This is a genomic window from Mycobacterium sp. UM_Kg27 (genome assembly GCF_000972905.1).
Classification (GTDB): domain Bacteria; phylum Actinomycetota; class Actinomycetes; order Mycobacteriales; family Mycobacteriaceae; genus Mycobacterium.
The window spans coordinates 1-13,359 of sequence record NZ_JRMM01000123.1; the positions used below are offsets into that span (position 1 = coordinate 1).

9 protein-coding genes and 2 pseudogenes are annotated in these 13,359 nt (G+C 68.7%); 4 read left to right on the forward strand and 7 right to left on the reverse strand.

Annotation, left to right across the window (positions count from 1 at the left end; all coding sequences use genetic code 11):
• The 4 genes and pseudogenes from LI94_RS16875 to LI94_RS16890 form a co-directional block, all read right to left on the reverse strand.
• On the reverse strand, window positions 1-1,627 hold a 1,627-nt coding region (locus LI94_RS16875; protein WP_046301902.1), incomplete at its 3' end, for an HAD-IC family P-type ATPase.
• Window positions 1,624-3,195, reverse strand: coding sequence for a serine hydrolase (locus tag LI94_RS16880; RefSeq protein WP_046301903.1), 1,572 nt, complete (start codon window positions 3,193-3,195; stop codon window positions 1,624-1,626). The genes LI94_RS16880 and LI94_RS16875, both read right to left, overlap by 4 nt.
• Window positions 3,196-3,400: 205 nt before the next feature.
• Window positions 3,401-4,426: pseudogene (locus tag LI94_RS16885) on the reverse strand (MBL fold metallo-hydrolase); the annotation flags it as partial.
• 39 nt (window positions 4,427-4,465) lie between these two features.
• A complete protein-coding gene (locus LI94_RS16890; RefSeq protein ID WP_046301904.1) occupies window positions 4,466-5,197 on the reverse strand; it encodes an enoyl-CoA hydratase in 732 nt (243 codons plus the stop codon).
• A 209-nt stretch (window positions 5,198-5,406) separates the two neighbouring features.
• Here LI94_RS16890 and LI94_RS16895 point away from each other — a divergent pair, with 209 nt between their 5' ends.
• Window positions 5,407-6,153, forward strand: coding sequence for an SDR family oxidoreductase (locus LI94_RS16895; protein ID WP_046301905.1), 747 nt, complete (start codon window positions 5,407-5,409; stop codon window positions 6,151-6,153).
• 16 nt (window positions 6,154-6,169) lie between these two features.
• Complete coding sequence (locus LI94_RS16900; RefSeq protein ID WP_046301906.1) at window positions 6,170-7,663, forward strand: carboxyl transferase domain-containing protein; 1,494 nt, start codon at window positions 6,170-6,172, stop codon at window positions 7,661-7,663.
• Here the strand turns inward: LI94_RS16900 and LI94_RS16905 are convergent.
• The 3 genes from LI94_RS16905 to LI94_RS16915 form a co-directional block, all read right to left on the reverse strand.
• Complete coding sequence (locus LI94_RS16905; RefSeq protein WP_192830991.1) at window positions 7,660-8,514, reverse strand: DMT family transporter; 855 nt, start codon at window positions 8,512-8,514, stop codon at window positions 7,660-7,662. The two genes, LI94_RS16900 and LI94_RS16905, sit on opposite strands and share 4 nt — an antisense overlap.
• A gap of 194 nt (window positions 8,515-8,708) precedes the next feature.
• Complete coding sequence (locus LI94_RS16910) at window positions 8,709-10,472, reverse strand: ABC transporter ATP-binding protein (RefSeq protein ID WP_239651255.1); 1,764 nt, start codon at window positions 10,470-10,472, stop codon at window positions 8,709-8,711.
• Window positions 10,469-12,193, reverse strand: a complete 1,725-nt coding sequence (locus LI94_RS16915; protein WP_239651256.1) for an ABC transporter ATP-binding protein — start codon at window positions 12,191-12,193, stop codon at window positions 10,469-10,471. Before LI94_RS16915 ends, LI94_RS16910 begins: the two co-directional genes overlap by 4 nt.
• Before the next feature lie 147 nt (window positions 12,194-12,340).
• Here LI94_RS16915 and LI94_RS16920 point away from each other — a divergent pair, with 147 nt between their 5' ends.
• Complete coding sequence (locus LI94_RS16920; protein ID WP_109413587.1) at window positions 12,341-13,042, forward strand: response regulator transcription factor; 702 nt, start codon at window positions 12,341-12,343, stop codon at window positions 13,040-13,042.
• A gap of 17 nt (window positions 13,043-13,059) precedes the next feature.
• Window positions 13,060-13,359 (forward strand): annotated as a pseudogene (locus LI94_RS16925) (two-component sensor histidine kinase); the annotation flags it as partial.

Here is a 13,359-nt window from a genome sequence, read left to right on the forward strand (position 1 = left end):
ATGTGTATAAGAGACAGTCGTTGACGCCATCACCGGTCATCGCCACTGTGTGGTCGCGGGCCTGCAAGGCGCGCACCATGGCTCGCTTCTGATCGGGGCGCACCCGGCCGAACACGGTGTGTTCCTCGAGCGCACCGGCCAGTCGGTCCGGTTCACCGGGTAGCTTGCGGGCGTCCATCGCGTCCCCGGGCAATCCCAGCTCGGTGGCCACCGCACCCACCGAGACCGCGTTATCGCCCGAGATGACCTTTACCGAAACCTCCTGCGCGGCAAAAAAATCCAATGTCTCGCGGGCGTCCGGCCGCACCTTCTGCTCCAGCACCACCAGCGCCGCCGGAGTCACCGGCCCCGGCGCTTCGGGATGGTCGACGGGCAGGTCGCAGACCCCTAGCAACAAGACACGCAGCCCGCGCGCCCCGACCCGTTCGGCTTCCTCGGCGGCCGCCGAGGACGGTTCGAGCAGCACATCGGGCGCCCCGATCACCCAGTTCCCGTGCTCGGAGAATGAGACGCCGCTCCATTTGGTGGACGACTTGAACGGCGCGCAGGCGCTCGACGTCCAGCCCGGCGATGTCGGGAAAGCCTCGGCGATGGCCTGGATGCTGGCATTGGGGCGGGCGTCTTCGGCGGCCAGCGCGGCCAGCGCTTGGCGTACCGGAAGTCCTTCGGCGCCCTCGAGTTCGGTGACCTCCGACACTCGCATCCCGTTCTCGGTGAGAGTGCCGGTCTTGTCGGCGCAGACCACGTCGACGCGGGCCAGTCCTTCGATCGCGGGCAGTTCCTGCACGAGGCACTGCCGCTGACCCAGTCGCACGACCCCGAGCGCGAACGCCAGCGACGTCATCAGCACCAGACCCTCGGGAACCATCGGCACCAGGGCGCCCACCATCGCCAGTACCGATGCCCGCCAGCCCGCGTCGGTGGTGAACAACTGCGTGTAGATGATCAGCAGTCCGGCCGGGATCAACAGGTAGGTGATGAATTTCAGGATCTGGTTGATACCGCTGCGCAGTTCGGACTTCACCAGGGTGAACTTGCTGGCCTCCTCGGCCAGTTTGGCCGCGTACGCCTCGCGACCAACCCGGGTGGCCCGGTAGGCACCACTGCCCGAGACCACAAAACTGCCCGACATCACGTGGTCGCCGCGATCCTTGCCGATCGGGTCGGCTTCACCGGTGAGCAGCGACTCGTCGACCTCCAAGTCGGAGGATTCCATGACCTCGCCGTCGACGACGATCTGGTCGCCGGGGCCGAGCTCGATGATGTCGTCGAGCACCACCCGCCCCGGCGGGAGCTGCTGCGTGCCGGACTGCCTGCGCACCAACGGTTTCGCTTGGCCGATGATGGCCAGCTTGTCCAGCGTCTGTTTGGCCCGGATCTCCTGCACCATGCCGATGACGCTGTTGAAGACGATGAGCAATCCGAACAGCCCGTTGATCAGTGAGCCGGTGGTGAGCACGATGGCCAACAGCACACCCAGGATCGCGTTGATCCGGGTGAAGACGTTGGCGCGGATGATCTCGCGGACGCTGCGGGCCGCGCGGGCCGGGATGTCGTTAGTCTGGCCCCGCGAAACCCGGTCGGCGACTTCCGCGTCAGTGAGTCCTGCGGTTCGCGCGGTCGTCAACGGGTGAACCTTCCCAGCTTGTCGTGATCGAAGTACTCCAGCTCCACCGCGCCCTTGGTGAAGGTCGCCTTGGATATCGTTCCGTCCGGAGCATTCTCGCCCTGCAGGGCGAAGGTGAAGGTATCACCGTCGTAGTGGCTCAACCGGAATCGCTGGTGCTGCGGTCCGAGCGTCACGTCGAGTGCACCCTGGTCCTCGGTGACGGTGGCCGGGCCCCAGTAGGGGTTGGCGTACTCCCCGAGGTATTCCGACAGTGGCCGGGCGGGAGCCGGTTGGGCGGGAGGCCGGGCGCCCACCAGCGCGCCTTCGGGCTGTGACATCGGCGCCAGCGCCTGACGGTACAGCGTCGGCCAGTCCTCGCGGATCTCGCCGTACTGGACCAGGTCCAGAAATTGGGCGATCAAGGTCTCCGGGACCCCGATCGGGGTGGCGTTGGTCAGCACGACGATTCCGACGTCCTGCGACGGGAGTGCCGAGAACGCGGTCGCGGCGCCCAGCAGGAAAGCGCCCGAGTGGCCGTATTGGGTGCGCCCCGAGGAGGTGATCGACACGTTGAAGCCCTCGCCGTAGAACCCCGGCCGGGCGGTGCCCACGCCAGCCGGGGCGCTGATCACCTGCGGCGTGATCGCGGGGAGCAACGCTTCGGACGCGATGAGCTGGGTGTCGTTGTGGCTGCCGTTGGCCAGCACTAAGGTCAGCCACCGGGCCACGTCGTTGACCGACGAACTGACCCCGCCGGCCGGTGACTGGGCGTCCGGATTGCGTTGGTACCGCGGCTGGTAACCGTCGGCGGTCTTGATGTGGGTGAGCGCGCGGTTGGGCCGGGCGAGAAAGTCCGCGTAACGGGAACTGGTCGAGGCCATCCCCAGCGGCCGGTACAGCACGTCGGCCGATAGCTGCTCCCAGGGCATGCCGGCGGCGGTGGCAACCGCCTCGGCGGCGGCGGTCAGCCCGAAGTTGGTGTAGTCGTAGTTGTTGCGGAACGGGGCCAACGGCAGGTGTCTGAGCCGCTGCAGCACTTCCCGGCGGTCGTAGCCGAGGTCTTCGAGTCGGTCGCCGGCATGATCGGGCAACCCGGACCGATGGGCGTACAGGTCGGCGATGGTGAGGTGGTCGGTGACGTAGGGGTCCGACAGCGCGAACCAGGGAAGTTGCGTGACCACCGGGGTGTCCCAGGCGATGGTCCCCGCGCTGATCTGCTGCGCCACCACCGTCGCGCCGACCGGTTTGGACATCGAGGCCAGCTGGAACACCGTATCGGCGTTGACCGCATTGTCCGGTCCATCACCATTGCGGATATCGCGCACACCAAAGCCTTTGGCGTACAGGGTTTTACCGCCATGTACGACCGCGACGACCAGCCCGGGAATTCCCGTGCTGGTCATCAGTTCCTGCGCCAGGCCATCGAGTTTGGCGACCGCGGCATCGACGCGACCCGCGGGGATGTCCACGCCGGACACCTCGTTGGGCGGGGTGTCGTGCTGCGCGGCCGGAGTCCCCGCCGGAGCGCACGCGCTCAACGCAACGGCCGCCACAGTGGCCCCGGCCGTAGCCGCCCACCTGGTCATGGCGCTAGAGCCTCCACCACGCAGTGGGCGCGGCGACGTCGAGCCTCACTGAACCGCCGGGCCCATGCGGCGGTCCCAGCTTCGCCTCTCCTCCGTCGAGCCTCACTGAACCGCCGGGCCCATGCGGCGGTCCCAGCTTCGCCTCTCCTCCGTCGAGCCTCACTGAACCGCCGGGCCGGGGCACTGCCGTTGCTATCCCCGCGGCGTCGGCGGCGACCAGCAACCGTTCCACCGGTTCGGCCCAGCGGTGCGGCGCCAACCGGAAGGTGCCCCAGTGGATCGGCACCAGCAGGCCCGACCCCGAACCATTCAGGTCGAGGTGCGCCTGCACCGCCTCCTCCGGGTTCATGTGGACGTCGGGCCAGGCGGTGTTGTAGGCACCGATCGGCAACAGCGTTGCGTCGAACGGTCCATGCTGGGCGCCGATCGTGCCGAAGCTGCTGGTGTATCCGCTGTCCCCACCGAAGTAGACCCGATGGTCGGGACCGGCGATCACCCACGACGCCCACAAGGTCTGGTTGCGGGTCAGGAATCGTCCGGAGAAATGTCGCGCCGGGGTACAGGTCACGGTGAGATCGCCCACCGTGGTGTTCTCGTCCCAGTCGAGTTCGATCACCCGCTCGGACGGGATGCCCCACGCCCGAAGGTGCGCACCGACGCCCAACGGGACGATGAACGGCGCCCGCTGGCTGCGGGCCAGCGCGGTGATGGTGTCGATGTCGAGGTGGTCGTAGTGATCGTGGCTGACCACGATCGCGTCGACGGCGGGCAGCGCCCCGAGACGTACCGGCGGAGGGTGCAGTCGTCGCGGCCCGACCGCGTCCGACGGCGAGCAGCGCTCGCTCCAGACCGGGTCGGTCAGCACCCGATAACCGTCGATCTCCACCAGTGCCGTCGCGTGCCCCAGCCAGGTGATCGCCAGCGGCTCGACGTCGGCGCTGAAATCGGGCACCTCGAGCGGGATCGGCACCGAGGGCCGTCGCCCGATGCGGTCGGCGAACAACTCGCGCACCATCAGCCGCTGTTGTTCGCGGTCCATGTTCACCATCGCGGCACGTTCGATGTTGTGGAAGATGCCGTCGCGGTAGTGCCTGGATCGGCTGGCCACCGCATTGATCGCGGTGGGTGCTGCACCCAACGCTGCGGGCGTGCCGCGCAGCGCACGAAGCGTCCAGCCGCCAGCGGCCAGCGACGCTGTGGCTCCCGCCAGTCGAAGTGCCCCACGCAGCATGACGACGAGTCTATGGTGGCGAGCCGCGGACTCCGCCGGTTAAGCGCCCTGGAACTTCGGCGGCCGCTTCTCCACCCGCGCCACCTGAGCCTCGATGACGTCCTGGCTTCCCCAGGCCTTGTCGAACAGCTCCTTGTGCACCGGCTGCTGCTCCTCGTAGGCGCCGTCGTCATTGAGCACCCGCTTGGCGTGCTGCAGGGCCAGCGGCGCCAGCCCGGCGATCTCGTGCGCCCAGGTCTGCGCGTCGGCGAGGGTGCCGATCCGGTTGGCCATCCCGGTCAGCAGCGCCGTGTCGGCGGGCAGCTTCTCCGCGGTCAGCATCATCGCCCGGGCCCGTCCGTAGCCGACCAGTGAGGTCAGTCGCCGGATGCTCCAGTTGTCCAGCGCCAGGCCGTACTTGGCGACCGGGAACTGGAAGAACGCCTGGGGAGCCACCACCCGCAGATCACAGACCATCGCCAGTTGCAGGCCGGCGCCGATCGCCGCGCCGTTGACGGCCCCGATCACCGGCACCGGGACGTCGGCGATGCTCTGGTGCAGCGCGACCAGCTTGTCGGGGTAGTCGGCGGCGAACGCGTCCCCGGACAGGTCCGCGCCGGCACAGAACACCGTGCCCTGCCCGGTCAGCACGATGGCCCGAACATCATGGGTAGCGGCGTCCACGATCGCCTCGCGCAGATCGGTGACAAGCTGAGAGTTCAAGGCGTTGCGACGCTCGGGGCGCTGCAACTCGATAGTCGTGACGGCTTCATCGCGGGTAACACCGATCATGAGATGCCAGCCTATTCAAGCGTCTCGAGCAATTGTGGTCGGGTCTTCAACACCGCGCCTTGCACGGTCTGCACCCGTGCGGACCCGGATCGAAATCCGCCTCTCCCCACCCTAGTGATCCCGCTCACAACGGGAATCTCGGGCCGGCCGGCTTGCTTGACCTGATCAGGCTTAACCGATCAGTTCGAAATGACTTGGGGGCCCCCGACATGAGCACAGCACCCCTCGCCGGACGGCGAGCACTGGTGACCGGAGGTTCGCGCGGTATCGGCGCGGGAATCGTGCGCCGGCTCGCTGCCGACGGCGCCGCAGTGGCGTTCACCTACGCCTCATCGGCCGTCGAGGCCGACAAGCTGGCCGCCGAACTGACCGCCGGCGGGGCCAAGGCAGTGGCCATCCAGGCCGACAGCGCCGATCCGGCGCAGGTCGGCGCCGCGGTCGAGCAGGCCGTTGCCGACCTCGGCGGCCTGGACATCCTGGTCAACAACGCCGGCACCGTATACGTCGCGCCGATCGACCAATACCCGCAGGAGCAGTTCGACCGCCTGGTGGCGCTCAATATCGGCGGGGTGTACTCGGCGATCCGCAGCGCGATCGGCCACCTCGGCGAGGGTTCGCGGATCATCAACATCGGCAGCATCAACGCCGACCGCGTCCCGGTGGGCGGCTTGGCCGTGTACGCGATGACCAAGGGCGCGGTCGCCTCGCTGACCCGGGGGCTGGCCCGCGAACTCGGTCCGCGCGGCATCACCGTCAACAACGTGCAGCCGGGCCCGATCGACACCGACTTGAACCCCGCCGCGGGCGAATTCGCCGACGCCATGCGGCAAGTCATGGCGTTGGACCACTACGGGCACACCGATGACATCGCCGCCGTGGTGAGCTTCCTGGCCGGACCGGGGTCGGGCTTCGTGACGGGAGCCAATTGGAACGTCGACGGCGGATACACCACTTGATGGTTAGCCTCATGCTGTGAGCCGGACCGGGGCCGACGAAGTGCGCGACGCGGTACTGGACCGCGGTTCGTTCCTCAGTTGGGACGCCGCTCCGCTGGCCGTGCCGGTCAGTGAGAGTTATGCCGCCGAGCTGGCCGCGGCCCGGGCGGCCACCGGCCGCGACGAGGCGGTCCTGACCGGCGAGGGCCGGATCAACGGTCGCCGGGTCGCGGTGATCGCCAGCGACTTCGACTTCCTGGCCGGCTCCATCGGGGTGGCGGCCGCCGAGCGGATCACCGCCGCGATCCAGCGGGCCACCGCCGAACGACTGCCCCTGCTGGCGTCGCCGAGTTCGGGCGGAACCCGGATGCAGGAGGGCACCGTCGCTTTCCTGCAGATGGTGAAGATCGCCGCCGCCGTCGAGCTGCACAAGCGCGCTCACCTGCCCTACCTGGTCTACCTGCGCCACCCCACCACCGGCGGGGTGTTCGCCTCCTGGGGCTCACTGGGGCACGTCACGCTGGCTGAACCGGGCGCACTGGTGGGTTTCCTGGGGCCACGGGTCTACGAACAGCTCTACGGCGCCCCGTTCCCGCCGGGTGTCCAGACCGCTGAGAACCTACAGGCCTACGGAGTGATCGACGGCGTCATCCCGCTGAAGTGGCTACGGCGCACCTGCTCGCGGGCGCTGAAGGTAATGCTCGAGGATCCGGGACCGGCTCCGGCGACGGCGGCTTTGGACCCGGCTCCCGTGCCGATTCCTGACATCCCGGCGTGGGACTCCGTATGCGCGTCGCGGCGTCCCGATCGGCCCGGCGTCGCGTTTCTGCTGCGGCACGGCGCCACCGAACGAGTGTTCCTGTCGGGGACGGGCAGCACCGAGCGCGGCGCCACGACCTTGCTGGCATTGGCGCGCTTCGGCGGCCAGCCCGCCGTGGTGTTGGGGCAGCTGCGGGGCGCAGATCGGCTGACCGATCCGGTTGCGCTGCGCGATGCCCGCCGCGGCATGGCGCTGGCCGCCGGCCTGCGGCTGCCGCTGGTGTTGGTGATCGACACCCCGGGCCCGGCGCTGTCGGTGGAGGCCGAGCAGGGTGGACTGGCGGCCCAGATCGCGGCGTGCCTGGCCGAGCTGGTCACCCTGGAGGTGCCGACGGTGTCGGTGCTGCTGGGCCAGGGCAGTGGCGGGCCGGCGCTGGCGATGGTGCCCGCGGATCGGGTGCTGGCGGCGTTGCACGGCTGGCTGGCGCCGCTGCCGCCGGAGGGCGCCAGTGCCATCGTGTTCCGCGACACCGACCACGCCCCGGAACTCTCCGCCGCGCAGGGCATCCGGTCGGCGGATCTGCAGGCCAACGGGATTGTGGATGTGATCGTGGCCGAGCACCCGGACGCCGCCGACGAGCCCATCGACTTCGCCAAGCGAATGTCGCGCGCCATCGCCGTCGAGCTGAACGCGCTGCGCGGGGTGCCCGCCGCGCAGCGGATGGCGGCCCGGTTGGAGCGCTACCGGCGGATCGGCTTGCCGAATCCCTAACCGGTGATCATCGCCACGGCCACCCCGGCCAGCACCATCCCCATCACCTGCCGCAGACGCACCCGCTCCCCCAGCAGGACGACCGCCAAGATCACCGTGGCGGCCGGGTACAGCGAGATCAGCACGCTGGCCAGTGACAACAGCGCGAGCTTCAACGCGAACAGCATGGTGACGTTGGCGGCGGTGTCGAGCAGGGCGATCAGGAACGCCAACCGCAACGGGGTGCCCGTCGGCACGCTGAGATTGCGGCTCATCGCCGCCACCGCGATCACCAGGATTGTGGCCGCGCCACGCGCGAACAACAGCGGCCACAGCCCGGAATCCGCCGGAGTGCGGTCCAGGAAGACGAAGTTCAATCCCAGGGCCACCCCCGAGGCGACCGTCAACCAGAGCACGCGGTGGCTGAGCCCCGGCCGATGGACACCGTCGTCGCCGGCGTGCCAGCTGATCAACACCACCGCACCCAATGCCACCGCGATACCGGCGCTGGCGAGCATGCCGGGCCGCTCCCCCAGCATCCGCCCGACGCACACCGGCACGCTGGCATCCACCACCGCAGCCAGGGGCGAAACCACCGAGATCGGACCGGCGGCCATGGCGGCATAGAACCACCAGATGCCCAGGGCCTGGCTGAGTCCACCGAGCATGCCCAAGACGACCGTGCTGGTGGTGATGTGCCCGCCGCCGATCAGCGCGAGCAACCCGAGCATCACCATCGAAACCGGGGTGGAAACCAACACCACTCGAAGCGCAGCAACCCGCCGCGACGCGACACCGCCCACGAAGTCGCTGATCCCGAAACTGGTGGCCGACGCCAACGCCAGTCCCTGCGCGGTAGGCGAGCCGATCACGCGGCTGCCTTGGCAGCCTCGGCAGTCGCGGCGCCCTTAACGTTCGATGTGACCATCACGGCGGAAAGCCTAAGTGCGCGGTGAACCCAGAACCCCCGGCGTTTGCGGGATCTTTGCAGCCGACGACCGATGTTTGCACGTCGCCGAATTTAAATTCTCGTGGATTTAACCCCGCGAGCGTTCGCGCCCGCAGGTCAACCCAGCGAACGCAACCACGCGTCGTGCAGGGCGGCGTAATGTCCCTCGGCGCGGATCAGCTCGGCCGGCGGCCCGTCCTCGACGATGTGTCCGCCCTCGATGACCAGCACCCGGTCGGCGATCTCGACGGTAGAGAGCCGGTGGGCGATCACCAGCGCGGTCCGTCGGGTCAGCAAGCTGCGCAGCGCCCTCTGCACCATCCGCTCGCCGGGGATGTCCAGCGAAGACGTCGCCTCGTCGAGAATCAGCACTGCCGGGTCGGCCAGGAAGGCGCGCGCGAACGCCACCAGCTGACGCTGACCGGCCGAGAGCCGCCCGCCCCGTTTGGCGACGTCGGTGTCGTACCCGTCGGGCAGGGCGGTGATGAACGCGTCGGCGCCCACGCTTGTGGCCGCGGCGGCCACCTCGGCGTCGGTCGCGTCGGGGCGGCCGAAGCGGATGTTGTCGGCGACGGTGCCGGTGAAGAGAAAGTTTTCCTGGGTCACCATCACCACGTGGCGCCGCAGCGCCGCCTGGGTGAACGCGCGCAGGTCGACGCCGTCCAGCATCACCGCTCCCGACGCCGGGTCGTAGAACCGGGCGATCAGCTTGGCGATGGTGGACTTGCCGGCGCCGGTGCTGCCGACCAGTGCCACGGTTTGGCCGGCCGGGATGTTCAGCGACAGGCCGGCCAGCACCGACTGGCCATCCCGGTAGCCGAAATGCACGTCGTGCAAAGCGATCCCGCCACGCACCTCACCAGGCATGGTCCGCGGACCAACCGGATCGGTGACGGCGGGCTTTTCGGCCAGCACTCCGGCCAGTTTCTGCAGCGCCGCGGTCGCCGAGGAGAAGATGTTGAGGAACTGGCTGATGTCCTGCATCGGATCGAAGAACATCCGTAGATAGAGCAGGAACGCGGTGAACGTCCCGATCGTCATGTGCCCGTGCAGAACTCGCCAGCCCCCGTAGAGCAGAACCACACCGGTGGTGAGATTGCCGACCAGCTTGATGCCGGGCGAGAAGATCGCGACCAGTTTGAAGGCCCGCTCGTTGACCGCACGGTAGCGGTCGGCGACCGCCGTGAAGATCTCCTGATTGCGGGCCTCACGCCGATAGGCCTGTACCGCCTTGATCCCGGTCATGGTCTCGGCGAACTGCACGATCACCCGCGCCGCATGCTCGCGAACCTCGGTGTAGGTCTTGGCGGACTCCTCTTGGAACCAACGCAGCAACACCACCAGCACCGGGAACGCGGTCAGACACATCAGGCCGAGCCGCCAGTCCAACATGATGAGCAACACCGCCGTACCCGCCATCGTAAGCGCGGCGCTGACCAGTCCGTCGAGCCCGGACTGCAGCATCTCTTGGATCGCATCGACGTCGTTCGTCAGCCGACTGACCACCCGCCCCGAGGTGTAGCGCTCGTGGAATTGCACGTCCAACAGCTGGAAATGGCGGAAGACCCGTCTGCGCAACTCCAGTAGCACCTGCTGGCCGATCTTGCCCGACCACTGCAGAAAGGCCATCCGGGTGCCGGCCTGGGTGAGCACAACCCCCGCGAGCGCAATCACGATCACACTCAGCTGCCGGGCCGAACCGTCCGCGGCGATCGGTGGAATTCCCCGGTCGATGCCACGCTGTGCCAGCAACGGAACCGCCAGCCGGGCAGCGTTTTCCACCAATACGGCCAATGCCAGCAACAACGCGACGCCGCGGTAGGGACGCAGCAGCGACCACAGCAGGGCCCGCGCCGCGGCCCGGCCCGGCTCGGCCGTCACCGGCGCGCCCAGTCGACGAAGTGTTCGGCGCCGTCGTCGAGCTCGTCGTCTGCCGCGAGCAGGTAGCGGTACCGCGGCACCGCGGCCAGCAGCTCAGCGTGGGTGCCGACCGCGGTGATGGTCCCGTCCTCGACCAGCGCCACCCGATCGGCCAGCGCCACGGTGGACGCCCGATTGGCCACCACCAGCGCGGTGATCGGCTGCGGCCCGGTCGCCAGCGCCTGGCGCAGCGCATCGGTCACGGCGGCCTCGGTGTGCATATCCAGGGCCGACAGCGTGTCGTCGAGCACCAGGATCGTTGGCGCCGCGACCAGGGCCCGGGCCAGCGACAGTCGCTGCCGCTGCCCGCCCGACAGGCTCATGCCCTGCTCTCCGATGCGGGTGTCCAGCCCGGACGGCAGGTCGTAGACAAAGTCGGCCGACGCCACGGCCAGGGCGCGGGCCAGCTCCGCCTCGCTCGCATCGGGCCTCCCCAACCGCAGGTTCTCGGCCACCGACATCGAGAACAGGGTGGGGTCGTCGAAGGCTGTCACCACCGCCGAGCGCAGCGCCGCCAGTGTCAGCGCCCGGATGTCGCGGCCACCGATGAGGATCTGCCCCTCGGTGACGTCGTAGAGCCGGGACAGCAGCATCGCCAGCACCGACTTCCCCGAGCCGGTTGCGCCAACCAGGGCGACGGTCTCGCCCGGCTCGACAGTGAGATTGACCCCGCGCAGCACCCAGGGCGCACCCGGGCCGGCAGCATCCGCCTCGGCGTCAAACCGGAACCCGACGTCGCGCAACTCCAGGCGGCCCACCGGCGGCACCGGGTCGTGCCCGTCGGTGATCTCGAGGGGCGCGCGGAAGATCTCGGTGATCCGATCAGCGGCGGTCATCGCCTCGTGGGTGGCCGACAGCAGGAAGCCCAGCGCCGACAGCGGCCAGATCAGCGACAGCATCAGCGTGATGAATGCGACCAGGGTGCCCATCGTCACCAGGTGGTGGCCGGCGGCGTACGCGCCGAACCCGACCACGGAGATCAGGGTGAAGTTCGGGATCACCTCCAGCAGCGTCCAGAACTTCGACGACACCATCACCTTCTCGACGCCCAGGTCGCGCAGCCTTGTCGCTTGGGCGTCGAAGCCGGCGAACACGTAGTCCTCACGCCCGAACGCTTTGATGGTGCGCAGTCCCACCGCGGACTCCTCGACGACGGTGGCGACCTGGCCGGCCTGGTCCTGCGCTTGGCGCGTCAGCCGGGTGTACTGGCGCCGGAAGTGCTGGATGGCCAGCATCACGGGCACGATCGATGCGCACACCACCACACCCAGCGGCCAGTAGAGCACCAGCAGAATGACCGTCACCACGATGATCTGCACCGTGTTGAGCACCAGAAACACCACCACGAACGACAGGAAGCGGCGCACCGCGGACAGGTCGTTCATGATCCGCGACAACAGCTGGCCGGACTGCCAGCGGCCGTGAAAGGTCAGCGGCAGGACCTGCAGCCGGGCGTAGAGGTCCTTGCGGATGTCGGCTTCCACACCCATGGTGCCGTGCGCGATCAGCCAGCGCCGTACGAACCACAGCAGCGCCTCGAGCACGCCGAGCCCGGTCGCCGCCGTGCCCAGCGTCCACAGCCCGGGCTGGTCCCGGTGCAGTACCGGCCCGTCGATGACGGCCTTGGTCATCAGCGGGATCACCACGGCGGCGGCCAGGCAGAGCACGGCCACCGTCACCATGGTGATCCACCGCGCCCGGTAGGGGCGCAGGTAGGGCAGCAGGCTGCGCAGCGCGGACGCCGGTTTCACGGACTCGACCCTAGATCCAGAGCGCCGACCCGCAGCACATCCCGCGCTCAACGGCCATGTTCAGGCAAAATGGCGACCATGGACAATGCCGCTGCCTCTCCCCGGGTCTTGGTCGTCGACGACGACTCCGACGTGCTCGCCTCGCTGGAACGCGGACTGCGACTGTCCGGCTTCGAGGTGGCGACGGCGGCCGATGGCGCCGAAGCGTTGCGCAGCGCTAAGGAAGCCCGTCCCGACGCCATCGTGCTCGACATCAACATGCCCGTGCTCGACGGCGTGAGCGTGGTGACGGCACTGCGGGCCATGGGTGACGACGTGCCGGTCTGTGTGTTGTCCGCACGCAGTTCGGTCGACGACCGGGTGGCCGGCCTCGAGGCCGGTGCCGACGACTACCTGGTCAAGCCGTTCGTGCTGGCCGAGCTGGTGGCCCGGGTCCGGGCAATGCTGCGGCGGCGCGGGTCGGCGGCCAGCTCCTCCTCGGAAACCATCACGGTGGGTCCGCTGGAAGTCGACATCCCGGGCCGTCGCGCGCGGGTCAAGGGCGTCGACGTGGACTTGACCAAGCGGGAGTTCGACCTGCTCGCCGTTCTCGCCGAGCACAAGACCGCGGTGTTGTCGCGCGCTCAGCTGCTCGAGCTGGTCTGGGGCTACGACTTCGCCGCCGACACCAACGTCGTCGACGTGTTCATCGGCTACCTGCGGCGCAAGCTGGAAGCCGGCGGCGCTCCGCGGCTGCTGCACACCGTGCGCGGGGTCGGCTTCGTCCTGCGAACGCAGTGAGGACAAGCGTGAACGTCATGAAACTGCTGCGACGCATCTTCGCCAGAACACCGTCGCTGCGGACCCGGGTGATGCTCGCCACGGCGATCGGCACCGCGATCGTGACGGTCATCATCGGCGCCATCGTGTGGGTCGGTATCACCAACGACCGCAAGTATTGGCTGGACCGCCGGCTCGACGAGGCGGCCGGGCTGACCGTCCCGCTGATCGGCTTGGGTGAACTGCCCCGTTCGGCCGGCGCCACCGATGCGGTGATCACCCTGCGCCGGGCCAACCAAGTGACGTCGAACTCCTCGGTGGCTGTCTCTTATACACAT